Origin of the sequence: Micromonospora sp. NPDC005298 (genome assembly GCF_040607375.1) — a bacterium.
Lineage (GTDB): Bacteria > Actinomycetota > Actinomycetes > Mycobacteriales > Micromonosporaceae > Micromonospora.
This window is the reverse complement of the sequence record NZ_JBEXGP010000015.1, coordinates 60,467-85,908: the sequence shown is the minus strand read 5'-3', so window position 1 is coordinate 85,908 and position 25,442 is coordinate 60,467. Positions and strand designations below refer to the sequence as shown.

Sequence of the window (25,442 nt, the reverse complement as noted above, 5' to 3'; positions counted from 1 at the left end):
ACCATCCGACCCCGCAGTCCGCATCTAGTCCGCAAGAGGCTGACCGGCGGCGGGGGAGTGGTGAGAGATGACGAGAGGCGTTTCCCCTGCTAGGAGCTCAATCGGGCAGGTCGTAGGGTCGCCCATCTTGATCTCATAATCCCTCGGTCGCGGGTTCGAGTCCCGCCCGCCCCACCGAAACGGATACCCAATCGGAGGGGTCGGAGACCCGAGAAGATGCAGGCCACGGCGTGCGCCGGGGCTAAGCGACCGACGCCGCTCGGCGGCCAGTGGGCGAGTTGGGCCTGGGCCTCTCGCAGGTATCAGGCGTGGACCGAGTTGTCTGTCAGACCTTGAGGACGTCCACGTCGTACAACGCTATCGACGCGTCGCGGGAGGCGAGGGTCAGACCTTCGGTAATTGCCTGTGCCACCAGCATGCGGTCGAAGGGATCGCGGTGATGCGATGGCAGGCGTCCGGCGGCTATGGCGTGGGCGTAGGTCACCGGGAGTTCTCGAAAGCCCATGTCCCTTACCCGCTCTGCGAGGTCAGGGGGTCCGGTGAGTTTTCCGGTGCTCTGCTTGATGGTGATCTCCCAAAGGGTGACCGGGGAGAGAAAGATGTCCGGCTCGTGGCGTAGTCGGTCGAGCAACTCGGCACCGAGAGTCGGGTCGCCAGTGATGGCCCAGAGCGCGACGTGAGTATCCAGCAGCAGGTTCATGCGCCGATGCCGAAGTCGTCGGCGATCTCGGCGTTGGTCTGTGCTGAGTCCCAGTCACCGGAGAGGTCCACTTGTCCGGCGAGGGAGCCGACTGCGGTGCGGTTGGCCCGCCGGACCAGCGGTACGACCTTCGCCACCGGGGTGCCCGCCCGGTCGATGATGATCTCCTCGCCGCGTTCCACCCGTTCAATGATGCGCGACAGATGGGTCTTGGCATCATGCATGTTGTAGTGCACGGCCTCAGCCGACATGACGCGACCTCCTCGCTTAGCTAAGGGATTAGTTTAGCCTGCTTGGCCGCATGCGTCAGCGGCCTTGGGCTGCTCGGGGTCGAGGTCGCCAGACGCCGCGCCCTGGGAAGAGTCAGGATCAGCGGATCACCAGGGATGGTGGCGGCGTGGTTCGCATGGTGGTACCTCCGGCCCACCAACCGTTTTACCTGGTCAGTCATGCTGCCGACGACCCGGACGCACCGCATCCAGGTCCAGACCGACGCTCTCAGTCCGCACTGAGTCCGCAGCCGCACGACCCGCCGCCCGGTCGAGGCGATCCGCCACCAGGTCCAGGCGCCAACTCACCCCAGCGCAGACCGGTGTAGGCGAGCACGCGGATAGATCAGCCCGTGCGGCTTCGCCGCTGCCGCCAGCTCGCCCACCTGGCCGTGCGTAAGAAACACCATCTCGGCGTGCCCGACCCGTGGCAACTGCCCTCACCGGTCGAACCCAAGCTCTGACCAGACACAGATCCGCGACACTGGTCCCTGCTGCGCCCACGCCGGGGTTGTGTTCGGCGGGAGTGCGAGGACCAAGCCGGAAAGGACAGCCATGGAATCAGCTGCCACCCTGACGTGGGTCATGACAGTGGAGTACGCCGGAGTGTCGCCCGCTTGGTGCGAGGGTGACGGTGACACGGATGATTCACGGGTGAACCCGATCGCCATCTCCAAACTTGGCGATCGTGCGACCACCTTGAGCGCGGCAGTCGCGGCCGTCACCGAACAAGAGGCCCACGAGATCGGACTGGTCGGCCTCGGACGTTGGGCCGAGCGAATCGGCCTCAGCACGCACAACCCGACCGTGGTGGCGCTGTTCGCCAGGGGCATCACATAGTTGGACCTGAACACCCTGCCCCTGCTGCCGTCGGCAGAGCCGTAAATCCAACGCGGGTCAGGTGCTCCGTTGGCACGTGACTCAGCGCCTGGTCCAAGCGGGCGGCCAGTGGGCTCGTGGACCGGGCGAACGATGCCTACCATGAGCCGATGATCGAGCAAAGTCAGCGACACGTGCCTATGCCGGTTGCCGCCGCCTCGGTGATTTTGCTCGTGGCGGCCGCGCTCGCGGCGACGATGATGTTTTCGAGTGGTCCATCGATGGCCGCCGGGTTGATAGGGGTACTTCTTCTCCTAGCGTTGGCTTACGGCCTGTGGCGTGGTAGCGGACGGGCCCGGTTCTGGACAACCGTTTTCTCGACCGCCGGCATTGTGTACGGCGTCGTCGCGATCACCAGGGCTGATGCGTTCGGGCTGCTGCAGATCGTTGGTGCGTCAGTCCTCGTTGGCCTGTTGCTGGTGCCCGCGTCGTCCCGGCGGTGGTTTGACGACTTGCCGGCGGAGGAGTAGCGCCGGCCGTCAGTTGGACGTGCGGTCCGCATCTAGTCCGCAGGAGGTCGACGGACGGGGGGAGTGGTGTGAGATGTCGAGAGGCGTTTCCGCTGCTAGGACCCCACCAAAGCGGACACCCGAACGGAGGGTCCAAGGGCCCGCGTATCTGCAGGCCGGCTGGCGGCCCTAGCTGAAAAGGTCCGTGCGGCGCTGGGATGGGCCGCTGACAGGTCGTAGGTTGGTCGGGTGCCAGAGGAGTTGCAACAGCTCACCGGCCCGGATCGGGTGTTGCGGGGAGAGGCACTGGACAGACTCGTGGACCTCGCGGCCGGCGGCGACGAGCGCGCTGTGCGGGCGCTGCGCACCGTCGTTGCTGGGTACCGGCAGTTCGACCCGGAGATCTACACCCGCGCGCTCAACAGGCTGTGGCTGTTCGGCGACGCGACGCTTGAGGAGCCGCTGCTCGTCGCTCTGGCCGATGAGCAGTACGGCTGCCAGGCGTGGACGGCCAGAGCCTGCGGACAGCTCGGGATCAGCGCAGCCGAGCCGCTGCTGATCGACCTGCTGGAGCATCCGGATGGGCTGACACGGGAAAGCGCATGTCAGGCGTTGGGGAGCCTGTCGAGTTCGGCGGCGATCCAGCCGCTGACGCGCCGCCTCGACGATCCGGCGGAGTTCGTCAGGGCCGCCGCGAGTGAGGCGTTGGCCGACATCGGAAGCGACGATGCTCTCGCTCCCTGTGGGCCGCGTTCGAGTCCCAGCTATTCGCGCGGGCGGGCTATCTCGCGTCCGTCCTGGCCTCGTTCGGTCCAGCTGTCTTCGAGCGACTGGTACGGGCGACCAGCCATCCCGATCCGGAGATGCGGTTCTGGGCTGCCCGGGCTCTCGGCGCGAGCGGTGACGAGCGGGCTGCTGAGGTGTTGACCCGCCTGGCCTCGGACGATCACAGCACCACCCGATCCGGTGCCCGTGTCAGCACCGCGGCGAAGACGGCGCTGAAGACCCTGCGCCGGATCCACGATCGCGAGCCGCGGTAGCCGTACCCGCGAGAGAGCCGGGTCGATCCATTAACCACGGGCAGGTGTCGTCTTCATCAAGGCGTCCCCGCGGACGGCCGCACGGGCCTGGCCTCGGGCCCGCTGGCGACCTCCGGCCGGCATCGGCCGGGCCGGCCAGCCACGCTGACTGGCAGCCTTGGTATCGGTGTGATGCGAGTTCGAGGGGCTGTGGCCGCAGCAACGATCGCCAACAGCAGTCGTCAGATCTGGCCCGGAGTGTCTGAGCCACCCCCGGCAACTCGGAGGACGATCTGCTGGGCTGCTTCGGCGGGCGCGAGGTGCGTGGTGTCGACGACCTCGGCCTCGGCATGTAGCCACGTGCGGGCCGCCTCGGCGTAGGGCTCAAGGTATTGGAGGCGGAACGAGGAAGGGACGGGGTGTCCCCCCTCGATGCGCCTGCGGAGGGTGTCCTGGTCGGCGTGGAGGACGAAGTGCCTCACAGGTATGGCGTGCAGGGCGAGGCCGCCGGCGATTTCGCGCCAGTACTGCTCCACCAGAACGGTCATGGGCATCACCAGAGTGCCGCCGGTGTAGTCGAGCACGCGGCGGGCCGTCTCGACGACGAGCTGCCGCCACGGCGGCCAGTGCTGGAAGTTGTCGGTCTCGGGCAGCCCCGGCGTGATGTCCATGAGTGTCTCGCCGACCTTCTCGGCGTCGAACACCCGTGAATCCGGGATCAGCTGTTGCACGAGCGCGCTCGTCGTCGTCTTGCCCGCGCCATGGGTGCCGTTGAGCCATACGATCACGGGGCACATTAACGCGGCTGAGCAACCGGGCGGCGTCATGGACGGGATTCTGAGGCGTGACGATCTCTTCCAGTGACTTGTTCGAATACGTCCGGGATACTCGCGGCATGATCGACAACGACCGCGGTGTACCCGGGCTGTCCCGCGTGCCTCATCCCGCCGACAGTTCGACGCTCCCGCTGTACATGGTCCTCTTCTTCCTGCTCGGCCTGGTCGGCTTCGCGATAAATGGAATGGCAGACGGTGGAACGGCCCTCGTGCTCGCGGTGATCGTCTCCGGGGTCTTCTTCATGTGCTTCCTGATCCTGTTCACGATCTACTGGGTCGGCTATCTGCTGAAGGGGCACGCGATCTGGCTGGCCCGTCAGCAGGCCCGGTCCGAGGGGCCGTCCACGGGCGGGCACCCGGAGTGAGACGACCACCGCCGCCCGGCCTGAAACGGGGTACGGGTCTGGTCGTCACGGCCCTACTGGTCGCGTTCCCACAGCCGCTGTCGCCACCACGCCTGCGCGTGCCAATCGCTCCGCACAGCGGCCAGGGGGTCAGGGAGTGTCTTGCGGAGGAATTCCTCGTCCAACGGGTCGACGAGACGCTGCAACTCCCGGCGGGCGGCGGGCGGCAGTCGGCGCAACGCGACACCCAGGACATCCCGCTGGTCCACGACGTCGCAGGTGTCACAGGTGCAGTAGTCCGGCGGTAGATCCAGCCACCGTCCCGATCGCCGAACCGCATGGCGGTAGTCGGCCAGGGCTGCCGCCGTCGAGCCGAGGCCGGGGTTCTCGCGTTCCAACCTGAGGATCGCCGCGTTCGCGCCGTTGGACAGGCCATCGATGGGGCGGATCCTGCCGGCGTTCCACCGGGGCGTCCTGGACAGTGCGCGCAGCGCACCTGGCGATCTACGCGCCATGGACCTTTCGGGGGTCAGTCATGACGACCACCCTGCCACACCGCGGCGACACCCCGCGAACGCATTCACCGCCTGGTAAGGCAGAGGGTGGGGCGGGGACGACGCCGCGGCCGGGACTGGTGCCTGCTCGGCCCGGACCGGGCACAGTGGAGGGCTGACGAAGGGAGACCCGTGTCGATCGAGTTCCGCCCCTACCGGGTACGCGTACCGGGTGCCGAGGTGGCCGACCTGCGTGACCGGCTGGCGCGTACGCGGTGGCCGGAGGCGGCGCCGGCCCCCGGGTGGGCAGACGGCATACCCCTGCCCGTGATGCGGGATCTGTGCGGGTACTGGGCCGAGGGGTACGACTGGCGAGCGGCCGAGGCGCGGCTGAACGCGTTCCCGCAGTACCTCGTCGGCGTGGACGGAGCGGACATCCACGTGCTCCACGCCAGGTCACCGCATCCGGGTGCGATGCCGCTGGTCCTCACCCACGGCTGGCCGGGATCGGTACTGGAACTGGTCGACCTGGTTGCCCCGCTCACCGACCCGGTGCGCCACGGCGGCACCGCCGGGGACGCCTTCGACGTGGTGATCCCGTCGCTGCCCGGGTACGGCTTCAGCGGCAAGCCCACCCGGCCCGGCTGGGGGATCGACCGGATCGCCGCCGCCTGGGCACAGATCATGGCGGCACTCGGGTACAGCCGTTACGGCGCCACGGGCAGCGACTGGGGCACCAGCATCTCCAGCATGGTGGCGGCCCGGGACGGCGAGCACGTGGCCGGCATCCACCTCGTCCCGCCCCTCGCCGGGCCGGACCCGTCCGCCGACGGGGACCTCACCGACGCCGAGCGCGAGGCGTTGGAGCAGTTGCACCATCGCGGACGGACCAGTTCGGCGTACTCCGAGGTGCACCGCACCGCCCCGCAGACCGCCGGGTACGCCCTCACGGACTCGCCGGTGGGGCTGTGCGCGTGGATGGCCGAGAAGCTGCTCACCTGGGCCGACCCCACGCCCTCCGGACCCGGTGGCCTCACCCGGGACCAGGTCCTCGACCAGGTGACGCTGTACTGGCTGACCGGCACGGCGGCATCCTCGGCACGCCTCTACGCCGAGAGCATCGAGCAGGTGTCGGCGTGGATCAGTGGCGAGGACACCGCTCAGATCCGCGTACCCGTCGGGGCGTCGATCTTCCCGGCCGAGCTGCCTCGGCCGTCCCGGCGGTGGGCGGCTCGTCGCTACCCGGACATCCGGTACTGGAAGGAGCACGACCGTGGGGGGCACTTCCCGGCGCTCGAAGTGCCGGAGTTGTTGATCGCGGACCTGCGGGCCTTCTTCCGACTGCTGCGATGAGGCTCATACGTCGGCGAGCTGCGACGGGTCGAGCCGGGCGAGGCGGGCCGCGTCCTGGCCCGGCGGCAGTCCGAACAGTCGGCGGTACTCGCGGCTGAACTGCGACGCGCTCTCGTAACCGACCGCGAAGCCGACGGCCGCCACGTCACCGGGCTCCACGAGCAGCCGAGCCCGGGCCTCCTGGAGCCGGATCAGCTTCTGGAACTGGATCGGCGTCATCGTGGTGATCGCCCGGAAGTGGCGGTGCAGGGACGTCACGCTCATCCCGGCGACGCGCGCCACGTCCTCGACCCGGAACAGGTCGGCGTGGTGGTCGCGGATCCAGCGGATCGCCCGCTCGATCTGCACGACGTGACCGTCGCCCAGCCCGATCTGCCGGACCGTGCCACCCTGCTCGCTGGTGAGCAGCCGCCAGACCACTTCGCGCTCCAGGCCGGCCCACAGCACGCGCTGGTCCTCGGGACGGTCGAGCAGTCGCAGCAGCCGTACCACCGCGTCGAGCAGGTCGTCGCCGGCGGTGCTGACCGCGATGCCCGCCGCCTGCTCGCCCCGCGCCGGCGGTGCGTCCAGCAGCAGTTCCGCGATCAGCGGCGGGCGCAGCGTGAGGCCCAGCACCAGGTACGGCTCGTCGGGAGTGGCCCGGGTGACGTGGGCGATCACCGGCAGTTCCACCGACGCGACGACGAACTGCCCGGCCGCGTACGCGAAGACGTTCCGGCCCAGGACCGCGCGCTTCGCGCCCTGCGCGACCATGGCGAAGGTCGGCGCGGTCTGAGCCGGCACCGGCTCGGTGGGGGAGTCGCTGCGGTGCAGGGCGAGCCCGGCCGGCGTCGGCCGGCCGGCGTGGCGCCGCACCAGGTCGCGGATCTCGGGCAGCGCACTCATGGTGCCCATCCTGCCCAGTTTGGCAGGATCAGGCAACGCGCTGGCAGCATCGATCTACCCGCATCGGCGCACGCGGGTGTGCACTGGACGCATGCCACTGAACAACTTCGTCACACTGGGCCGCTCCGGCCTGCGCGTCAGCCCGTACACCCTCGGTGCCATGACATTCGGGGAGGACCATGGGTGGGGAGCCTCGGTCGCCGAGTCGGAGGCGATGATCACCGAGTATCTGGAACGTGGCGGCAATTCCATCGACACCGCCAACATCTACACCAACGGCCACTCCGAGAAGATCATCGGCGACTACCTGGCCGCCCGGCCCGGCCTGCGCGACCGGATCGTCCTCGGCTCCAAGTTCTTCGGAAACCTGTTCCTCGGCGATCCCAACGGCGGAGGCGCCGGGCGCAAGGCCGTGGTGGCCCAGGTGGAGGAGTCGCTGCGCCGGCTGCGCACCGACCACCTGGACATCTACTGGCTGCACAACTGGGACCGGGGCGTACCTGTCGAGGAGACGCTGCGTGCCCTCGACGACCTCGTCACGGCCGGCAGGATCCGGTACGTGGGCCTGTCGGATCTGCCCGCGTGGAAGGCGGCCGAGGCGCAGATCGTCGCCCACTTCCGGGGGTGGACGCCGGCGATCGGGTTGCAGCTCGAGTACTCGCTGCTCGAGAGGACCGTCGAGGGGGAGCTGATCCCGATGGCGGCCGAGCACGGCCTCGGAGTGCTGCCCTGGAGCCCGCTCAAGAGCGGCTGGCTCTCCGGCAAGTTCGTCCGGGGCGAGGACGCCGTGGACACGAAGCGTGGCGCGCTGGTGGGTGGCCCCGCCGAGCGTGACTGGCAGGTCATCGACGTGCTGCACGAGGTGGCGGCCGAGGCGGGAGTGACCCCGGCGGCGGCGGCGCTGGCCTGGGTCGGCGCTCGACCCGGCGTGACCTCGGTGCTGATCGGCGCGCGGCGCCTCGACCAGCTCAGGGCCAACCTGGACGCGGTGGACGTGCGGTTGTCGCCGCGGCAGACGGAACGACTCGACGAGGTGTCGACACCCGCGTTGAACTTCCCCGCCGACAACAACCGGCTCCTCGCGCCGAGGCTCGCCTTCGCGGGAGCCACAGTGGACGGCCGGCAGAGCGGCGCGTCGCCCTGGCTCACCCCCGACGCGGTCAGGTACTGATCACCGGCCGGCCGGGGTAGCGCAGGCTGTACCGAAGGAGGGCAGCAGGGGGGATCGTCCAGGTATCGGACTTCTTGAACCATTGATGGTGTCAAGCGTTGCCGATACCGAGGAGTCATCATGCCTGTGACACCGACCGATCCCTCCCGCCGCCGTCGCACCGCGCGGATGGCCGCCGCCGCGGTGGCCGCCGTCACGGTCGGCGCCGCCCTGACCGGCCCGTCGGCATTGGCCGACACCGGCCGGCGCGGCGGCCCGCGCGACGTCGTGCAGCGACACCTGGACGGCCTGGTCCGCGAGAGCGGCTTCCCCGGCGTACTCGCCTCGGTGCGGGGGGCCGACGGGCGGGTCCGGGACTACACCGCAGGGGTCGGCGACCTCCAGACCCGCCGCCCGGTTCCCAGCGACGGCCAGGTCCGCATCGGCAGCAACACCAAGACCTTCACCGCGGTGGTCGTCCTGCAACTGGTGGGCGAGGGCCGCATCGACCTGGACACCACAGTCGAGCACTACCTGCCCGGGGTCGTGCGCGGCAACGGCAACGACGGCGGCAGGATCACCGTACGGCAGCTGCTGCAACAGACGAGCGGCCTGCCCGACTACGACGACGTGCTGTTCACCAGGCCGCAGGACCTGGTCGACAAGAGCCACTCGTACTACGAGCCGCGCCGGCTGGTCGACGCGGCGCTCACCGGCGCACCGCACTTCGCGCCGGGGGAGAAGTGGGAGTACAGCAACACCAACTACGTCCTCGCCGGGCTCGTCGTCGAGCAGGTCACCGAACGGCCGATCGGCGAGGAGATCACCAACCGCATCATCAGGCCGCTCGGTCTGCGAAACACCTACTGGCCGGGCGTCGGTGAACAGCGCCTGCGCGGCACCCACCCGCACGGCTACGTCGCCGTGGCTCCGGGCGCGCCGTGGGTGGACGTCACCGAGATGGACCCGTCCCTGGGCTGGTCCGCCGGTCAACTGGTGTCGACCCCGGACGAGCTGCGGACCTTCTTCGACGCGTTGGTGGGCGGCCGGCTGCTCAAGCCCGCGCAGCAGGCGGCCCTGACGACGACGGTGCCCGCGCCCGGCTTCGAGCCGACCGGGGAGTACGCGTACGGGCTGGGTGTCGCCCGGTACGAGCTGCCCTGCGGCGGCTACGCCTGGGGCCACGGTGGTGACATCCAGGGCTTCGAGACCCGCAACCTCGCCACCCGGGACGGCCGGAGTGCCGTCGTCGCGGTGACCGGCCTGCCGACCGGCGAGGAGATGCTGGGCGCGGTGAACCGGAGCGTCGAGACGGCGCTCTGCGCCACCGATGGCTGAGGCGACTGCCCGGTGGCGGGTGCGCCACCAGGCAGTCGGGCCGACCGGATCAGGAGTACAGGGTGTCGCTGGGGGATCGGCCGTGCGCCTCCCGGTAAGCGGACGCGAACCGGCTCGGGCGCAGGTACCCCCAGCGGTGCGCGATCGCGGCCACGGTGTCACCCCGGGCCGGATCGGCGGCGAGTAGGTCCTGGTGTGCGCCGTCGAGTCGCGCCCGCCACAGGTACGCCCGGGGTGTGGTGCCTAGATGCCGGCGGAACGCCGTCCGCAGCGCGCGGGGGGTGACGCGGACCGCCTCGGCGATCTGTACGGGGGTGATCGCCTCGCGGCAGTGCGTCTCGATGAACGACACGGCCCGGCGTACCGGCCCGACGGGCAACTGGCCCACCCGTAGCCGGTGCGTCATGGTCATCGCGGAGTGCGGAAACGCGGCCAGCGCGGCCGAGGCGGCCAGGTCGGCGGCGGCGTGGATCACCAGCGGGCTTCGCAGCGGCTCCGCCGGGCCGGTGAGCAGGCGATGCAGATGTGTCGCGGTGTCGTGCCAGAACTGGCCCATCTCCTCCGAGACGGGTGTCATCGCCTCAAACCGGAAAAGGTGCTGCGCGATGCCTGTCTTGTCAACGGCCGCCTCGGTCACAGTGCGCGCGTCCAGGCTGATGTTGTAGAGCTCGGATCGGTCACAGACGTTGGTGAGTGGCCGGCCGGTCCGTTGCAGGAGTACGCCTCCGGGGCCGGCCTGTGCCTCATCCCGGCCGTCCCGCACCACCGTCCGGCCGTTCACGACCGCGACGAGCAGCAGGTCCTTCAGCGGTTCCAGCTGCAACTCGAAGTCCATGCCGCACCGCACCCGACTGGTCAGAACCGGGCCGGCGTCGATCAGTTCCTCCCGGAACGAGAACGGCGTGGCGACGCCCCGCAGTCGTAGCGCGAGGCCCGCGCATCGCTGACTTATCACGTCGTGCGCCTGCGACACCTCGTCTGTGGAGAATCTGTGCTGGATGATCGAGGGTGCTGTGTCGGCGTTCTGCTGCACGGTGTCTCCCTCCTGCCCAGACAAGACAGCGCCACCAGTGACATCCATCCGGCCACGTGAGCCGGGCGGAAGAGACGTGACGGCGCTGCTTCCTCTCAACGAAGCCGGGGGTCGGCCGACGTGGTCCCTGCGTACCAGGCATTGTCGACATGTGGACTGGTTGTCGCCCAGGTGGGAGTGACGCGGCCGTGCTGACCTGGTCAGGCCGGCGACGGACCGCCCCCGGGGCTGGCGTCGAGGCGTTCGATGATATCGATGTCCTGAAGTTCGGCGAGGAACCCCCGGACGTCGGCGAGGGCGCGAGCGGGCTCCACAGTCCCGCTGTCGGTGAGCACCTTGACCAGGTCCGTCTCGGTGGCTCCGGCCATGAGGTGCGGCCACAGCATGGCGGCGGAACGGTCCAGCGCCAGGTAGACGGACTTGCGGATGTCGAGCAGCACTGTCTGGTCACCGGCCGCACGCCAGGTGACGCGCTCACCTCGGACGCGATACACGGTCGATGGCTCGGAGCTCACTTCGGCACCTCCATGGTGGGGACTTTCGCTGCCGCTCGGCGATCCCGCCCCCGCCCTCTCGGACCTCCGCACGTCTGCCTCCCCGAACGTGGCCGACGGGCAACCGGACCCGCGGAACCAACGGACATGGGACCGGCCGATCGGGTCGCAGCGTCGCGGACCCCGATCGGCCGGCCGTGTGCGCCGTGCCAGGGTGAGTGGCTCGGACAGGCAGAGGTTAGGGCCGAGAGGCGGAGCCCGCCCGGCGTGCCATTGTGTCGGGAACGCGACTGCTCCGGCCCGGTGGCAGGTAACCCGGACGACGCAGTCACCGATCCGTCGACGGGCGGATGGCTCCGAGGTAGCGAGAGAGGCGAGGGCATCGACTGCGATTGTTACGCGGAAATGTCGTGTGTCCGACCCCGCCTTCGTGAAACGGCCAGGCCCGTACGGAAAGTGGATCGGGTCGTCGATCGGCGTGTCGCGTCGACTCGGACGGTCGCAACCCTCATCGCCACGTTCAATCAGGTTGGGCCGCGACGGTCCACCGGAGGTGACGGCTGATGCCAGCGATGGCAGACCAGGGCAGACCCGAGGCTGTGACGCGTGACGTGGTGGAGACCTCTGATCCGGAGAGGGGGCACCATCTGATCGCCCTCAGGTTCCGGGAACACCGGGCCCGGATCACCGGGCCCCGGGCCGGCTTCCGATACCGGCGGGTCACCCTGCGGGCCGACGACCTGGACATCAGCGAGACCCGCTACACGATGCGCAACCGTACCGAGTCCTCGCCCTATCCGGACTTCGCCACGGTGACCGTGACGCACGGCAGGTACGCCGTCCGCACCATGAACGAGGAACTGCACCTCGGACCGGGCATGACCGGCCGCTACCCGGAGGTGGGGGCGTCGCACATGGTGGACGACATCACGTCCGTCGTGGTCCGGATGCCGATGACGAGGATCGCGGCCGGGGCCGCCGCCCGGACGGGTCTGCCCGTCACGAACTTCCGGTTCACCGCGCTGGCGCCCCTCTCCTCGGAGATGGACCTGCTGTGGCAGTCGGTGGCCTCCTTCGCGCGGCAGCAACTCGGTGTCGACGCCGTTCTCGCCAGCCCGCTGGCCCGCTCCGGTCTGGTGGACCTCGTGGCGAACACTGCCGTCGCGGTCTTTCCCAACACGACAATGACCATCCACTACCTTCCCGGTCAGTCGGATGTCGGCCACGTCGTCGTGCGACGGGCTGCCGAGTTCATCGAGGCGCACGCCGCCGAGCCATTGACCGTGGGTCAGATCGCCGCCGCCTGCGAGATCAGCCAACGCGCGTTGCAGGCTGCGTTCCGGCGGCACCAGGGTCAGTCCCCGATGGCGTTCCTGCGCTCGGTCCGCCTGCGCCAGGCGCACCGGGACCTGCGACATCCCGAACCGGGCCAGACGGTAGCGCAGACAGCCCGACGCTGGGGCTGGGCGCACCTCGGCCGGTTCGCGCAGGCGTACCACGAGGCGTACGGGTGCCACCCCAACGAGACCCTCCGGGCCGCCGGAGCGCCGAGGTCGGCGGAACGGGACGCGTGAGCAGTCCCCGCTCCGTTGTGGGTCGAGCGCCGCGACTGACCGCGTCCGTCTTGATCACGCTCGGTGGGCGTGGCCGCGTATTCCCTCCAGGGCGAGGGCCAGGTCGCCGGCCGGGCGGTCACCGCGCCCGTGCTCACCCCGCAGCAGGCCGTCGAGCACGGCCTGCTGCCCGCCATGGTCACCGCGGTCGAGCAGATCAACGAGAACGGCAGTCCGCCCGACCGGAGATGACCCGCGCCCTCGGCCTGCCCACCACCGACTTCCGTACGTGGGCGCGCCGGACGTTCTCCTGACACCTCACGACATCGTCGGGACGGTCTCCGTCCGGGTCGCGACGATGCGGCGGCGGCGCACCGGGTACAGCACCGGGTGGGCGATGCCCCAGGCCGCACCCTTGCAGACGACCTCCTTGTAGCGGGCCGCCAGCCGGCCGGCGAGGAAGGACGGCTTGGCCCTGTCGTCGGCTGTCACGTACTGGATGATGCCGTCGCGGCGGCCGAGGCTGATGCACTGGTTGAAGTAGCGCAGCGGCGCCTTCGCGTACTTCCGCTGCCCGGTCAGGCGCGCGGCGATGGCGTCGGCGGCCTGCCAGGCCATCGGGACGCCCGAGGCGCAGGACATCCGCAGCGGCCGGCCACCCGGCCCCTCGGCGAGTCCGGCGTCGCCGACGGCGTACACGTCGGGGTGCGAGACGGAGCGCATCGTGGCGTCGACGACGATCTGCCCGGTGTCCGCGACGGTGAGGGTCGTCGCGGCGGCGATGGGGTGGACGGCGAAGCCCGTCGTCCACACGGTCACCTCGGCCGGGATCACCCGGCCGTCGGCGGTGACCGCGCCGGTGGCGTCGACCCGGGCGATGTCGGTGTCTTCGTGGACGGTGATGCCGAGGCGGTCACAGACCCCGCGCAGGTGCCGCCGCGCCTTCGCGGTGAGCCAGTCGCCGAGACCGCCGCGGGCGGCGAGCGCGACGTCGAGGTCGGGCCGGGCCTCGGCGATCTCGGTGACCGCTTCCAGGCCGGTGAGGCCGCCGCCGACGACGAGCACGGTCCCGCCGGCCCCGAGGTGGGCGAGGCGGTCGCGCAGCCGCAGCGCCGCCGACCTGCCGGAGATGTCGTACGCGTGCTCGGCGACGCCCGCCACGCCGTGGTCGGCGGCGGCGCTGCCCAGGGCGTAGACCAGAGTGTCGTACGCCAGCTCGTCGGCGCCGTCGCCGTCGACGAGCGCGACGGTCCGGCGGTCGACGTCGACGGCGGTGACCCGGGCCTGGCGGACCCGCACGCCGGTGCCCGCGTACACCCTGCTCAGCTCGTGGGTCTTGAGGCCCTGCCCGGTGGCGAGCTGGTGCATGCGGACCCGCTCGACGAAGTCGGGGTCGGCGTTCACGACGGTGATCTCGGTGTCGTCCGGGTGCAGCCGCCGGGCGAGGCGACCGGCGGCGGTGGCTCCGGCGTATCCGGCCCCGAGGACGACGATGCGGTGCTTCATGGTGGCACTCCTGTCTCGGTCGTGGTCGCTTCCTGAACCGGACAGCGACGCGATTGCTGACAGGAGTCGGCTGAGACCTGGGTCACCAGACCTGGAGGAGGGGCTCCCCGTGCTCGGAGGCGGACCAGTGGCGGGTGACCCGTTCGAGTTTGTCGGGGTTGACCTGGCTGCGGATGTCCGCGACGCCCTGCGGTGTCACCTCCAGGGACATGACGCCGACGACCCGGTCGTCCAGCACGACCACCACCGCCGGGCTGCCGTTGGCCACCTGGACGTAGAGGGCCGGCCGGCCTCCCACCAGGTCCCGCTTGACGTCGCTGGGCTTGAACAGGCCCCGCAGGAACTTCGCCACCGCCAGCGCACCGACGATCGGGGCGGTCCGGGCCGGGATCTTGCCGCCACCGTCGCCGATGCTCGTCACGTCGTCGGTCAACAACGCGACGAGCCGCTGGGTCTCGCCGCTGCTGGCCGCCGCGAGGAACTCCGCGACGATCCGGCGGGCGGCGGCCTCGTCGACCTCGGTGCGGGCACGGCCCGCGGCGACGTGCTGCTTGGCGCGGCGGTAGATCTGCTGACAGTTCGACTCGGTGACGCCGATGATGTCGGCGATCTCGGTGTGCGGGTAGCCGAAGGCCTCGCGCAGCACGTACACCGCGCGCTCGTTCGGCGACAACCGCTCCAGCAGGGTGAGCACCGCCATCGACACCGACTCGCGCTGCTCCACCGTGTCGACCGGGCCGAGCATCCGGTCCCCGGCGAGGACCGGCTCGGGCAGCCAGGTGCCCACATAGGTCTCCCGCCTGGCGCGCGCCGAGGTGAGCTGGTTGAGGCACACGTTGGTGAGCACCTTCGTCAGCCACGCCTCGGGCGTCTCCACGTGCTCCCGTTCGGCGGCCTGCCAGCGCAGGAACGTGTCCTGGACGGCGTCCTCGGCGTCGCTCGCCGAGCCCAGCAGACGGTAGGCGATCGCCTCCAGGCGGGGCCTGGAGCGCTCGAACAACTCGACCTCGTCCGTACGCAGCGGCATGGCCTGATAGTTAACCACCCGCGCCAGGCATGCCGAACGCCATCGTGAAGTCGCGCGCTGGCCGGAGCCCGGGGCGCGGCACGCCGGGCGACCCTGGCGGTCCGGCCAGCCACGACGGGGTGAACGGGAGCGGCACTCAGGCCGGGTTGTTCTCGCGGCCCGGCGCTGCCTGCTCCGCCAGCCAGCGCCAGTCGTTCCAGGTGGCGATCCGGTCCCGGTACAACGTCTCGGCGAGAAGGTACGGGTACGGCCCGAGGAACAGGCGCAGTGGCGGCTCCTCGGTGTCGACAAGTTGCAGGACGACTCCGGCGGTCAGCGCGGGATCGTCGGGTGTGCGGGCGGTCGCCCCGGCCCGGCGTGCCTGCCGTACCGGCTCGTAGGCCGCGATCGGCTCGGTGTGCACTGCCGAGTCGCCGGACCAGTCGGTGCCGTACGGTCCCGGCTCCACGATCGTCACCTTCGGGCCGAGTGGGGCGAGCTCGGCGGACAGCGCCTCGCTGAGCCCCTCCAGTGCCCACTTCGACGCGTTGTACAGCCCGAGGGTGGGGAAGGCGCCCACCCCGCCGATGCTGGAAACCTGGAGGATGTGACCGCTGCCCTGCGCGCGCAGCACCGGCAGGACGGCCTGGGTGACCCAGAGGGCGCCGAAGAAGTTCGTCTCCAACTGCGCGCGGGCCTGCTCCTCGGTTGTCTCCTCGACCATGCCGAACAGTCCGAAGCCGGCGTTGTTGACGACGACGTCCAGCCGGCCGAAGGCCTCCGCCGCCCGGGACACCGCGTCGAACACGGCCGGGCGGTCGGTCACATCCAGGGTCAGCGGCAGAACGCGGTCCCCGTACACCTCGGTCAGATCCTGTAGTGCCTTCGCGTCGCGTGCGGTGGCGGCGACCTTGTCGCCGCGGGCGAGCGCGGCCTCGGCCCAGATGCGGCCGAAGCCGCGGGACGCGCCGGTGATGAACCATGTCTTCATGACTCGACCATGCGTCGGCCGACCCCGGGCTGCCAGCACCCTGACGGGGTTAGGCTGGCGGGAATGAAGGGCGAGAACGCGCTCGGCGACTTCCTCAAGGCACGTCGCGGGCGGGTCCGGCCGGACGAGTCCGGGGCGCCGTCGTTCGGGCGTCGACGCGTACCGGGGCTGCGCCGCGACGAACTGGCGCGCCTGGCGGGTGTGAGCCAGCACTATCTGACCCGGCTGGAGCAGGGCAAGGACCGCAACCCCTCACCGCAGGTGTTGAACGCCCTGGCGAACGCGTTACGGCTCGATCGTGACGAGAGGGCACATCTCACCGCTCTCGCCACCACCGCGCCGCCGCCCGGGGTCGGGCACACCGCGGTCTCCGACGCGGTGCGGCAGCTCGTCGACTCGTGGAGTCAGACACCCGCGTACGTCCGTGACCGCCGCTTCGACGTGCTGGCGGCCAACAAGCTCGCCATGGCGCTGTCCCCGCTGTACACGCCCGGTCGGAACCTGGTCCGCGGCATGTTCCTCGATCCCGCCGTGCGGACGCTGTTTCCCGACTGGACGGAGATCGCCGCGCAGAGCGCCGCCGCGCTGCGCGCCGAAGCCGACCCGCGTGACCCCGCGACGGCCGCGCTCATCTCCTCGCTGTTGGCCGACAGCCTCTTTCGCGAGGTCTGGGCGGGGTACGACGTACGGCCGACGCGGGACGAGGTCAAGCGCTTCAACCACGAGGTCGTCGGGCCGCTCACGCTGCGGCGGGAAACGCTCGCCGTCGCCGGCGCCGAGGGCCAGGTGATCATCGCCTATCAGGCGGCTCCGGGAACCCCCGCCGCGCAGGCCCTGGCCAGACTCCTCTGAGGGGTGGCCCAGCCGGCCGACGCGGTTACGCGTCGCTTCCCACCGCCGGTGTCCGGGCGGGTGGGGCGGGTTCGGCCGGGACGGTCTCCCCGGCGTCGTCCGGGACCCGTCGCGTCAGGTGCACGAGCAGCCCGACCAGCAGCAGCACGACTGACAACGGGACCAGTACGGGGGCGAGGGACCGCCAGATCGGCCACACCGGCCGGGAGAGCCCGTGCAGCAGCAGGGCCTGCCAGGTGAGGACCGCGCCGGGGAGGAGGGTGAGCGCCACGAGCGTGCCGGTGAACCGGGACAGCGGCGGGCGTCGGCGCGCCAGGAACCAGAACAGCGCGGCACCGGCGGCAGCGCCGAGAACGATGCCGATCAGCGTGGCGGCACGGAACCCGTCCGGCGGCGCCGGCTCGATCCGTACCCTCGTCAGGTCGTCGCGCTGGTCGAGCGTGACGGTCTGTCCGCCACGCCGGGCCTGCCAACCGTCGCAGGGTTCGCCCGGTTGACGACGCAGATCCTGCCAGCCGTGCGCTGCGGCGTTGCGGTGGAACGACTCCGCGAGCGCGCAGTCGGCGGCGCCGTCGTAGTCGAAGTCGATCGACGTCGATCCGAAGTCGGTGGCGGCCGGAACGATGCCGTAACCGTAGCCACGCGTGATGGACGAGCCCATCGGCTCGCTGCCGGGGAGCAGTTCGCCGGCCGTGCTCTTCGCCTGGTCGGGGCTGAGCGGTGTGACGCCACGGCCCCCGTACCAGGAACCGAGGCTCAGGCCGGCCGTTCCCAGCAGCACCGCGCCGAGCACGCCCACCGCGACCTGTCGCAGACCGCGTGTCACCATTGGCCCTCCTGACGCCAGTGCGGCACAGCGTAGCCCTCGCCACCAATCCGGACCGCCCGCTGCGACCGGTCGGATCCGCCAGCCGGTGACTCCGGATCCGTCGCGCCACGGACGACGGGACGCGGCGGCCGCGGCCGTCAGGCAGATCACGACGGCGGCGATCAGCGTCGGGCGGGCGCCGAGGTGGACGGCCGCTGAGCCGAGGGGAATCGCCACGACCAGCGGTCCGAACATCGCGGTGTTGGCCGTCGCGGCGACCCGCCCCAGCAGTGGCGTCGGCGTGTGCGTCTGCACGGCGGTCACCGCGGCGACGAGGGTCCAGGGCAGGCCGACGCCGGCGAGGACCGCCCCGCCGACAGTGACCGGCCACCACGGCAGGCCGCGCGCCAGGCAGCCGAGGGCGAACAGCACCGTACCGGCCACGCCGACGCCGACCGGCCCCCGACGTCTGATGAGCCGCCCGACGACCAGGCCACCGGCGATGGACCCGGCGCCCTGCGCGCTGGCCAGCACCCCGAGGAACGTCGTGGGTAGGCGAAGCTCGGAGACCACGATCGCGTAGATCGCCGCGGTCGAGAAGCCGGACACGGCGATCGACACGGCGGCGAGCGCCACGGGTACCCGGGTGACCCGCTGCCGGGCCAGGACGGCCAGGCCGGCCCGCAGGCCCCGGTCCGGGCGGCTCGGCCCCTCCGGTGGCGTCCGGCGCAGGCGGACCGCCGCGTACAGGAGGGCGACCAGGACCGGCGTCGCGGCGCTGAGCACGACGACGGCGTGACCGCCGCGCCAGGCATACAGGCCCGCACCGGCCAGCGGAGCGACGAGCTTCATGCCCTCCTGCGCGCTGGAGCGCCACCCGTTGACGTCACCGAGTTCCGACGGTGACAGCGCGGACGGCAGCAGTGCGGTCTCGCCGGCGTCGATGAGGACGTAGCTGACGCCGTAGGCGCACGACACTGCGAAGATCAGCCAGGTCTGGCCCGGCCCGCGAACCGCGAGGAGTGCCGGCAGGACGGCCGCCAGCGTGAGGTTGACGCCGATGACCAGCGGACGCCGGGGCACCCGGTCCACCACCGCGCCGAGCCACGGGCCGGCGAGCACCGGGGCGTACACGCAGAGGCCGGCGAGCGCCGCCAGGCTTGTCGAGCCGGTCAGGTCCAGGATCCAGATGCCGGCGACCAGCGACATGGCGCTGCCACCGAAGCCGGACAGGAGCGAGATCGCCACGAACACCCCCGCGTTACGGCGCACGAGCCCTCCAGGGTGAGCCGGGATGACTCACACCCTGGCTCTTGAGTCTGGTGAGGGCAATACGCCAGCGGTGCTGTCAACGAAGAGTTGACAGTGCGGCGTCGAGCTGTGCCTCGACGGCCTGGACCGGCGGCGGCAGCCGCTGGTGCGCCCCGGCCAGGTCGGCGACGAGGTGCAGGGCCAACGCGTACAGCGGACCCGGAGCCGCATCCAGGGCGGCGTCCACGGTGCCGCGGACGAGCGCCGCACGCCGGAACCGGCCGTCCCACCGTCGGTCCGCGGCGATCCACCGGTCGAGGTCGGCCACCGCCGTGCGCAGCACCACGATCTGCGACGGGAGGCCGAGGTCGAGGTGCTGCCGTCGCGCCCTGCGCGCGACCACCAGACGTTGACGGCGCTGCTCGGCGGCCTGCCGGCTGCCCAGACCCAGCGCCGCCGCCACCTGCGCCCACGTGGCACCGCCGTGCCGGGCCCGGTCGATCAGGTCCAACTCCCGCTCGTCCAGGCCCACGCGGGTGGCCTGGACGTCGGCCAGCTCGGCCAGCTCCGCCATCACATGTCAACGTTACGTTGACATCGGCTTTCGGATCATGAAGACGTCGACCGGATCCTCGCTGGCGCGAGCGCCGTGCGATCGGCGCCGCCGGTGCTCACCGAGCGGCGGAACGGGGTCCTGCCGTTCCAGGGTCGCCCGCACGGCGTGCCCGGGGGGACGGTCACTGGTCGACGAGCGCGGCCACGGCGGTGCGCTGCGGCCACGTCTCGTCGGTCATGCACTCGGCGAGGCAGGCCAGGCTGAACGCCAGCGGCCAGGAGGCGGTGTGCCGCTTCTCGGCGGGTAGCAGCGCCAACGGCGTGTCCACGTCCCATTCGTCGGTGGGTGGCACGTGGACCGCCAGCACCTCGCCCACGTACGGCCGTTCGGCCCATCGAACGCTGCGCCGCAACACCTGTTCGGCGGTGACCTTGAGCAGTGTGACGGTGCAGAACTCCGGAGTGCCACCGCGGCTCATCCATCGTCCGAACCCGAGGACCGTGCTCTCGGCGATCTCGTGCGGTTCGAGGTGGCACTCCTCGCGCAGCTCCCGCAGCGCACCGCCGACGATGACCTCCTGAAGGCTCGGCGCCGTGGATGTCCCCGTCGCGTCCTGCGGTTCCAGCGAGCCCGAGCCGGACGGGGCGAGGAGCCCGGGGCTGCCCACGTTGTCGCGGGTCTGCGCCACCAGCAGCAGGCGACCGTCGATGGTGAACGCGAGGGTGGACACCCCCACGACGTTCGCCAAGCGGCTGTCGGCGAACCTCCGCAGCCGGCCCCGATGGTCGAGGATCAGGTCCCGGCCGCGCATCGCCAACGTGTCCCGTCCGGCTTCGTACACGTCGTAGGGGGCCAGGAGGTTGCTGCAGAAGAAGTCGAAGTACTGCGCCGGCCGCAGCGTGACCACGGGGTCGTCGGAGCCGCCGGGCAGGTCGCTGGCGAGGCCCAGGACCGCCGCGTTGTGCATGGCGGCGGTGCGGGCGTGTCGGGCCAGGAAGTCGAACGACCAGCGCCGGAGGTCACGGCCGAGCACGTAACCCGTGGGGGCGACCGCGCAGCGGATTCGTTGCCCGCGCAGCCGGGCGTTCACCTCGGGGTGCAGCACGCCGGTGCTGTGCGCGTTCTCCAGCACCCGCCTGGGCTCGGGGACCTGCTCGGCGATGTCCCGGTAGTCGTCGCCGTCGCGGGGGTGGAAGCGGAACTGTCGGGCCCGCCGACGGTTGGCGAGGATCTCCAGCGTCGACACCACCGCGCCGGCGGTGGCCGCCACCACGCTGAGCGCCAGCGGTGGGCTCTGCATGGCGGTGGCCACGCTGAGGGCGGCCAGGCCGACGCCGGCGGTGGTCAGGCGGTACCGCCAGAGGCCCTGCCGCCAGATGCTCATCGTCGTGGTGACTCTTCTCGCCGTCCTGAGCACTCGGCACCTTTTCCGGTCGCGCCTGACGGAGACGACCGCATGGTATCGGCGACGGAAAGCGTCACAATCCAGCCGAGTTGCCGTCCAAGTCTACGAATGTGTCCGCCGGTCGGGCGCCGCGCCGCACCGTCGACCCTCCTTTATCGACAAGTCGGCACTAGTGTCGCAAACCGGACAAGACGGTAAAGCCCCTGGTGGAGCACTGTTGAGGCGGGGGTAGAGGCGGACGGATGTCGGGTCACATCCCATTCCTCGGGCACGCCGCGGACAGCATCGTCCGCCCCGGCCCAGCCTGCCCTCCACCCGCTGCGGGCGCGTCCGCGGCGGTGCCACCGCCCACCCGGACAAGGACGTCATCACCCCGGCAGTCAGGCTCCGCCGCGTTCGCGGTCACGCCGCCGCACCCCGCGCCTGCCGGCCTTTCGCCACCGTGGACTCCGCGTGGGGTCGGCGTCGTCCATCCGTACGCCCCGACCCACGGCGGACCCAAGCAGAGAGGGTCCGACATGGCCAATCCGACAGTGACCGCAGCCCTGAACGAACCGGTGTACGCACCGGGGGACCAGATGCTGCTGACCGTCACCTACTCCGACGCCGACACCACGCCGTTGACCGTCACCATCGTGGTCACCGACGCGCAGGGCAACAGCAGCGCACCGGTCAAGGTCGCCGCCGTCATCGACCCGCTGACCGTGACCGTCACCGACGACTCGGGGCGTACCTGGACCCGGGTCTCCGACAGCGGCTCGGTGGCCGAGTACCGGGCGGTGGCGTGATGCCGCGCGTCACCGTGCAGGTCCGTGACTCCGCCGGACACACCGCGAGCGCCGCCGCCGAGTACGCCCTGAGTCAGCCGGTGCTCGGCGGCTACTACCTCTCCGGGGGTGCCGACCCGACCGCCGACATGGCCGGCGGGAACTTCCGCTCGCTCACCCAGTACCGCAGTTTCGCCGACGGCTACATCTTCCCCGGCTACAACCGGCCCTGGCTGATCGAACTCGGTAAGGCCGGGGTGCAGATGAACATGGTGCTGGAGTTGAAGCACTACGGCGCCCCGAACGCGGGGCCGCAGAGCTTCCGGGTGGACGTCACCGACTACACCGTGCCGGCGCCGTCGATGACCATCCAGCAGCGCCCCGGCACCACCTGGCCCAAGGCGTACGGGTACGGCCAGGTGCTCAAGGGCCAGTGCGACGGGTTGCTGCACCGCGCCCTGGCGCAGTACCGGTTCCTCGGCTTCGGGGTGAACATCCAGCTCGCCTCGGAGTTGGACACCGATCACGAGTTCGGCACCACCGAGGACGGCAAGGCGTACACCTGGGCGGAGTCGGACGCGCGGGCCGTGCAGGCGATGAACTACATCCTGACCTGGTTCAAGGCGCGGACGCTGCCGCCCAGAACCACCTTCTCGGTCGGGGTCGCCGGCTTCGACCGGGCCTGCTTCCAGCGCACCCACCCGGAGGCCCTGATGTCCCGGTTGGACTTCCTTCAGTGGAACGTCTACGCCACGGCCGCCGGGCAGACCGCGCTGTCCCGGTTCCGCCGCACCAAGGACTGGGCGGTGGCGGACCTCGGGCCGGTGGCGCTGTCCCGACCCGCGATCATCGCCGAGTGGGGGGTGCGCTCCGCCGAGATCCCCGACCAGCCGGCCTGGATCGCCACCGTTCCCGCGGCCATCGCCCAGCTCAACGCCGAGCGTGGGCCGCGGATCGTCCGGACCAACTACTTCAACTCCGGGTGGGGCACCCTCTCGCCCAAGTCGGCCGGGCTGGCCGCGCTGCGGACGGCGTACGCCACCCGGCCGTACGTCTGAGCGGTCCCGGCGGCTCCGGTTCGCCCGGGGCCGCCGTCAGCCCTCGCCGAGCCGTTCGGCGTACGCGTCGCGCAGCTCGGACCAGCCGAAGTCCTTGGCCTCGCTGCCACGGATCGGGCCGACCGGGTCGCCGTCGAGCAGCCGGTCGGCCACGTCGAGGCAGAGGTGCCAGCCCGCCGCGACCATCGGCAGCATGCCCCGGTCGGTGACGGTGTGCCGCAGGGTGAGCCGGGTGCCGGTGCCCAGGGGGTCCAGTTCCCAGCGCAGCAGGTCGTCGCCCCAGGTGTACTCCAGCAGGTGGGGTGGCTCGGCCCGGCGTACCGTCGCCGGGGTCTGCTGGGTCGTCTCGCCGTCGACGACTGTGAGCACGGCGGCGCCGGGGGCGCCGAGGTCACGGTCGGCGAGGAACGGTGCCCACCGCGCGAGCTGTTCCGGGTCGGTCAGCGCCTCCCACACGGTTCTCGGCGGGTGCCGGAGGTCGCGGACGAGGACGAGGGTGGTGCCGTCGGCGTGCGCGTCGGCGGGTGGGCTCGGGCGGAACGCGTCGCGGTCCATTCACTGCTCCTGACTGTCGAGGTGACGTTCGAGGGCGTCCAGGTGCCGGGTCCAGAGCTGGCGGTACGGGTCGAGCCAGCCGTCGACGGCCCGCAGTGGGCCCACATCGAGGCGGTAGATCCGTTGCCGGGCGGCGGTGCGGCAGGTGACGAAGCCGGCCTCGCGGAGCACCCGTAGGTGTTTGGAGACGGCCGGCTGGCTGACCCCGAGCCCGTCGACCAGCTCGCCGACGCTGCGCTCGGCGTCGCGGAGCTGGTCGAGGATCCGGCGCCTGGTGGGTTCGGCGAGGACGGTGAAGGCGTCGGTGGACACCCGGCCAATATGCCTCCTCGTTCATATGACCGTCAAGGTATATGAACGAGGCCCGCCGTCCGGGAGCGGCGCGCCGGGTCGGCTACCTATGCTCGGGATCATGGAACTGCGGATCTTCACCGAACCCCAGCAGGGCGCGAGCTACGACCAGTTGCTCGCCGTGGCCCGCTGCGCGGAGGACGCCGGCTACGGGGCGTTCTTCCGATCCGACCACTACCTGAAGATGGGCGACGTCAGCGGCGACCCCGGCCCCACCGACGCCTGGACCACCCTGGCCGGCCTGGCCCGGGACACCAACCGGATCCGACTCGGCACGCTGATGACGGCGGCCACCTTCCGGCTGCCCGGCCCGCTGGCCATCACCGTGGCGCAGATCGACCAGATGAGCGACGGCCGGGTGGAGCTGGGCATCGGCACCGGCTGGTACGCCGAGGAGCACACCGCGTACGGCATCCCGTTCCCGGCGCTGGGGGAGCGGTTCGACCGCCTGGAGGAGCAGCTCGCCGTCATCACCGGGCTCTGGGACACGCCGGCGGGGCAGCGGTTCCAGTACGACGGCCGGTACTACCCGGTCGTCGACTCACCCGCACTGCCCAAGCCCGTCCAACAGCCCCGCCCGCCGATCCTGCTCGGCGGGATGGGACCGAAGCGCACCCCCCGGCTGGCCGCCCGCTACGCCGACGAGTTCAACCTGCCGTTCGCGTCGGTGCCGGACACGGTGGCGCAGTTCGACCGGGTCCGCGCGGCGTGCACCGAGATCGGGCGCGACCCGGCCGAGATGATCTGGTCCAACGCGCTGGTGCTCTGCTGCGGGCGGGACGACGCCGAGGTGGCCCGTCGGGCCGCCGCGATCGGCCGGGAGCCGGACGAACTGCGCGCCAACGGCGTCGCCGGTACGCCCGCCGAGGTCATCGACACCATCGGCCGGTACGCGGAGGCCGGCAGCCAGCGCATCTACTTCCAGGTGCTGGACCTCACCGACCTGGCGCACCTGGAACTGGTGGCCAGCGAGGTGATGGCGAAGCTCTGAGCCGAGCGGCCGGTCAGGCGCCCCGGTGGGCGCCGACCGCGCCCGGGTCGCTCAGCACGGTGTCCAGCCGGCCGTCCCGATCACTGTCCACGTAGGTGATGTCCGGAACCCCGTCGCCGTCCACATCGATCTGGACGATGTCGGCCACGCCGTCACCGTCCAGGTCGGTGACCACCTCCACCGACCCGTCCAGGTGCCGGGTCACGATGGACTGCGAGCCGCCGCCGCCCGAGCGCGGCGGCGGTCCGGGCGCCGGCACCGGCGTCGGAGCGGGCGCGGGCGCCGGCGTGGGTCGTGGCCCGGGAGTGGGCGCCGGATGGCTCGCCGACACGTCGGCCGGCGGCGCGCTGGCCTGCTCGACCCCGCTGCCGGTCGGGTCCAGCTCCTCCTCCGAGGGGAAGACGTCGCCCCGTGGGGCGGGATCGCGGTAGCTGCTCATGGGCGTAGGGTTCCCCGACGATGGCGAGAACAACCGTGCCCGATCGTCCGGTGTCCGTGGCGCCCGGTCTGTCGGAGGATGCTGGGACCGACGCCACGGTCATGAACGGG

The 25,442-nt window shown here is 71.1% G+C and carries 29 protein-coding genes and 1 pseudogene; 14 read left to right on the top strand and 16 right to left on the bottom strand.

The genetic code is table 11. The features are described 5' to 3' along the window. Positions 1–325: 325 nt before the first annotated feature. Both ABZS77_RS20520 and ABZS77_RS20515 read right to left on the bottom strand, forming a co-directional pair. On the bottom strand, positions 326–700 hold the full coding sequence (locus tag ABZS77_RS20520) for a type II toxin-antitoxin system VapC family toxin (protein ID WP_354824914.1): 375 nt from the start codon (positions 698–700) through the stop codon (positions 326–328). Further along, entirely contained in the window at positions 697–951 is a 255-nt protein-coding gene (locus tag ABZS77_RS20515) for a type II toxin-antitoxin system prevent-host-death family antitoxin (RefSeq protein WP_354824912.1), read from the bottom strand. The genes ABZS77_RS20520 and ABZS77_RS20515 overlap by 4 nt, the downstream gene beginning before the upstream one ends. A gap of 672 nt (positions 952–1,623) precedes the next feature. On the opposite strand from ABZS77_RS20515, the gene ABZS77_RS20510 reads away from it, so the two are divergent. The 4 genes from ABZS77_RS20510 (at position 1,624) to ABZS77_RS20495 (ending at position 3,337) form a co-directional block, all read left to right on the top strand. Next, positions 1,624–1,809, top strand: a complete 186-nt coding sequence (locus tag ABZS77_RS20510) for a hypothetical protein (protein WP_354824910.1) — start codon at positions 1,624–1,626, stop codon at positions 1,807–1,809. Between the two features lie 149 nt (positions 1,810–1,958). Next, positions 1,959–2,318: a hypothetical protein gene (locus ABZS77_RS20505; protein WP_354824907.1), complete on the top strand. Its 360-nt coding sequence runs from the start codon at positions 1,959–1,961 to the stop codon at positions 2,316–2,318. A gap of 228 nt (positions 2,319–2,546) precedes the next feature. Beyond that, on the top strand, positions 2,547–3,224 hold the full coding sequence (locus tag ABZS77_RS20500; protein WP_354824904.1) for a HEAT repeat domain-containing protein: 678 nt from the start codon (positions 2,547–2,549) through the stop codon (positions 3,222–3,224). Then, on the top strand, positions 3,128–3,337 hold the full coding sequence (locus tag ABZS77_RS20495; RefSeq protein WP_354825060.1) for a HEAT repeat domain-containing protein: 210 nt from the start codon (positions 3,128–3,130) through the stop codon (positions 3,335–3,337). The genes ABZS77_RS20500 and ABZS77_RS20495 overlap by 97 nt, the downstream gene beginning before the upstream one ends. 221 nt (positions 3,338–3,558) lie before the next feature. Here the strand turns inward: ABZS77_RS20495 and ABZS77_RS20490 are convergent, their stop codons facing one another. Beyond that, positions 3,559–4,104 (bottom strand): AAA family ATPase, encoded by a 546-nt coding sequence (locus ABZS77_RS20490; protein ID WP_354824901.1) that lies wholly within the window; start codon positions 4,102–4,104, stop codon positions 3,559–3,561. Positions 4,105–4,211: 107 nt separating this feature from the next. On the opposite strand from ABZS77_RS20490, the gene ABZS77_RS20485 reads away from it, so the two are divergent. After that, positions 4,212–4,517, top strand: coding sequence for a hypothetical protein (locus ABZS77_RS20485; RefSeq protein WP_354824898.1), 306 nt, complete (start codon positions 4,212–4,214; stop codon positions 4,515–4,517). A gap of 53 nt (positions 4,518–4,570) precedes the next feature. On the opposite strand, the gene ABZS77_RS20480 is transcribed toward ABZS77_RS20485, so the two are convergent. Continuing rightward, the gene (locus ABZS77_RS20480; RefSeq protein ID WP_354824896.1) at positions 4,571–5,011 is read right to left on the bottom strand and encodes a hypothetical protein; all 441 of its coding nucleotides are present in this window, start codon (positions 5,009–5,011) and stop codon (positions 4,571–4,573) included. Positions 5,012–5,182: 171 nt separating this feature from the next. Between ABZS77_RS20480 and ABZS77_RS20475 the strand changes: the two genes are divergently transcribed. Next, positions 5,183–6,343: an epoxide hydrolase family protein gene (locus ABZS77_RS20475; RefSeq protein ID WP_354824894.1), complete on the top strand. Its 1,161-nt coding sequence runs from the start codon at positions 5,183–5,185 to the stop codon at positions 6,341–6,343. A 3-nt stretch (positions 6,344–6,346) separates the two neighbouring features. Here ABZS77_RS20475 and ABZS77_RS20470 read toward each other — a convergent pair whose 3' ends face one another. Continuing rightward, positions 6,347–7,237: an AraC family transcriptional regulator gene (locus tag ABZS77_RS20470; protein ID WP_354824891.1), complete on the bottom strand. Its 891-nt coding sequence runs from the start codon at positions 7,235–7,237 to the stop codon at positions 6,347–6,349. An 82-nt stretch (positions 7,238–7,319) separates the two neighbouring features. Here ABZS77_RS20470 and ABZS77_RS20465 point away from each other — a divergent pair, with 82 nt between their 5' ends. Together ABZS77_RS20465 and ABZS77_RS20460 are read left to right on the top strand one after the other, a co-directional pair. Continuing rightward, entirely contained in the window at positions 7,320–8,399 is a 1,080-nt protein-coding gene (locus ABZS77_RS20465) for an aldo/keto reductase (protein ID WP_354824889.1), read from the top strand. Between the two features lie 120 nt (positions 8,400–8,519). Continuing rightward, entirely contained in the window at positions 8,520–9,716 is a 1,197-nt protein-coding gene (locus ABZS77_RS20460; RefSeq protein ID WP_354824886.1) for a serine hydrolase domain-containing protein, read from the top strand. 49 nt (positions 9,717–9,765) lie between these two features. Here ABZS77_RS20460 and ABZS77_RS20455 read toward each other — a convergent pair whose 3' ends face one another. Together ABZS77_RS20455 and ABZS77_RS20450 are read right to left on the bottom strand one after the other, a co-directional pair. Then, the gene (locus ABZS77_RS20455; RefSeq protein ID WP_354824884.1) at positions 9,766–10,749 is read right to left on the bottom strand and encodes an AraC family transcriptional regulator; all 984 of its coding nucleotides are present in this window, start codon (positions 10,747–10,749) and stop codon (positions 9,766–9,768) included. A gap of 200 nt (positions 10,750–10,949) precedes the next feature. Then, positions 10,950–11,264 (bottom strand): PqqD family protein, encoded by a 315-nt coding sequence (locus tag ABZS77_RS20450; RefSeq protein ID WP_354824881.1) that lies wholly within the window; start codon positions 11,262–11,264, stop codon positions 10,950–10,952. Positions 11,265–11,806: 542 nt separating this feature from the next. Between ABZS77_RS20450 and ABZS77_RS20445 the strand changes: the two genes are divergently transcribed. Further along, positions 11,807–12,817, top strand: coding sequence for a helix-turn-helix transcriptional regulator (locus ABZS77_RS20445; RefSeq protein WP_354824878.1), 1,011 nt, complete (start codon positions 11,807–11,809; stop codon positions 12,815–12,817). A 69-nt stretch (positions 12,818–12,886) separates the two neighbouring features. Further along, entirely contained in the window at positions 12,887–13,048 is a 162-nt protein-coding gene (locus tag ABZS77_RS20440) for a hypothetical protein (RefSeq protein ID WP_354824876.1), read from the top strand. A gap of 66 nt (positions 13,049–13,114) precedes the next feature. On the opposite strand, the gene ABZS77_RS20435 is transcribed toward ABZS77_RS20440, so the two are convergent. The 3 genes from ABZS77_RS20435 to ABZS77_RS20425 all read right to left on the bottom strand — a co-directional run bounded on the left by ABZS77_RS20435 (position 13,115) and on the right by ABZS77_RS20425 (position 16,299). After that, entirely contained in the window at positions 13,115–14,302 is a 1,188-nt protein-coding gene (locus ABZS77_RS20435) for an FAD-dependent oxidoreductase (protein WP_354824874.1), read from the bottom strand. A gap of 82 nt (positions 14,303–14,384) precedes the next feature. Continuing rightward, entirely contained in the window at positions 14,385–15,329 is a 945-nt protein-coding gene (locus ABZS77_RS20430; RefSeq protein ID WP_354824871.1) for an RNA polymerase sigma-70 factor, read from the bottom strand. Between the two features lie 136 nt (positions 15,330–15,465). Then, positions 15,466–16,299, bottom strand: coding sequence for an SDR family oxidoreductase (locus tag ABZS77_RS20425; protein ID WP_354824869.1), 834 nt, complete (start codon positions 16,297–16,299; stop codon positions 15,466–15,468). Between the two features lie 63 nt (positions 16,300–16,362). Here ABZS77_RS20425 and ABZS77_RS20420 point away from each other — a divergent pair, with 63 nt between their 5' ends. After that, on the top strand, positions 16,363–17,151 hold the full coding sequence (locus ABZS77_RS20420; RefSeq protein WP_354824867.1) for a helix-turn-helix transcriptional regulator: 789 nt from the start codon (positions 16,363–16,365) through the stop codon (positions 17,149–17,151). 937 nt (positions 17,152–18,088) lie between these two features. Here ABZS77_RS20420 and ABZS77_RS20415 read toward each other — a convergent pair. The 3 genes and pseudogenes from ABZS77_RS20415 to ABZS77_RS20405 form a co-directional block, all read right to left on the bottom strand. Continuing rightward, positions 18,089–19,231, bottom strand: a pseudogene (locus ABZS77_RS20415) (MFS transporter); the annotation flags it as partial. A gap of 76 nt (positions 19,232–19,307) precedes the next feature. Then, positions 19,308–19,787 carry a hypothetical protein gene (locus ABZS77_RS20410; protein WP_354824865.1) on the bottom strand — a complete coding sequence of 160 codons (480 nt, stop codon included), beginning with the start codon at positions 19,785–19,787 and terminating at the stop codon, positions 19,308–19,310. Between the two features lie 160 nt (positions 19,788–19,947). Continuing rightward, a complete protein-coding gene (locus ABZS77_RS20405; RefSeq protein ID WP_354824863.1) occupies positions 19,948–21,150 on the bottom strand; it encodes a hypothetical protein in 1,203 nt (400 codons plus the stop codon). Positions 21,151–21,689: 539 nt separating this feature from the next. On the opposite strand from ABZS77_RS20405, the gene ABZS77_RS20400 reads away from it, so the two are divergent. Together ABZS77_RS20400 and ABZS77_RS20395 are read left to right on the top strand one after the other, a co-directional pair. Then, positions 21,690–21,959, top strand: a complete 270-nt coding sequence (locus tag ABZS77_RS20400; protein WP_354824860.1) for a hypothetical protein — start codon at positions 21,690–21,692, stop codon at positions 21,957–21,959. Further along, positions 21,959–22,996 (top strand): hypothetical protein, encoded by a 1,038-nt coding sequence (locus tag ABZS77_RS20395; RefSeq protein WP_354824857.1) that lies wholly within the window; start codon positions 21,959–21,961, stop codon positions 22,994–22,996. Before ABZS77_RS20400 ends, ABZS77_RS20395 begins: the two co-directional genes overlap by 1 nt. Positions 22,997–23,032: 36 nt before the next feature. Here the strand turns inward: ABZS77_RS20395 and ABZS77_RS20390 are convergent, their stop codons facing one another. Further along, a complete protein-coding gene (locus ABZS77_RS20390) occupies positions 23,033–23,551 on the bottom strand; it encodes an SRPBCC family protein (RefSeq protein WP_354824854.1) in 519 nt (172 codons plus the stop codon). Further along, the gene (locus ABZS77_RS20385; RefSeq protein WP_354824851.1) at positions 23,552–23,863 is read right to left on the bottom strand and encodes a metalloregulator ArsR/SmtB family transcription factor; all 312 of its coding nucleotides are present in this window, start codon (positions 23,861–23,863) and stop codon (positions 23,552–23,554) included. Positions 23,864–23,963: 100 nt separating this feature from the next. Here ABZS77_RS20385 and ABZS77_RS20380 point away from each other — a divergent pair, with 100 nt between their 5' ends. After that, on the top strand, positions 23,964–24,893 hold the full coding sequence (locus ABZS77_RS20380; RefSeq protein WP_354824848.1) for an LLM class F420-dependent oxidoreductase: 930 nt from the start codon (positions 23,964–23,966) through the stop codon (positions 24,891–24,893). A gap of 13 nt (positions 24,894–24,906) precedes the next feature. On the opposite strand, the gene ABZS77_RS20375 is transcribed toward ABZS77_RS20380, so the two are convergent. Continuing rightward, positions 24,907–25,332, bottom strand: a complete 426-nt coding sequence (locus ABZS77_RS20375) for a hypothetical protein (RefSeq protein ID WP_354824845.1) — start codon at positions 25,330–25,332, stop codon at positions 24,907–24,909. Positions 25,333–25,442 lie beyond the last annotated feature (110 nt).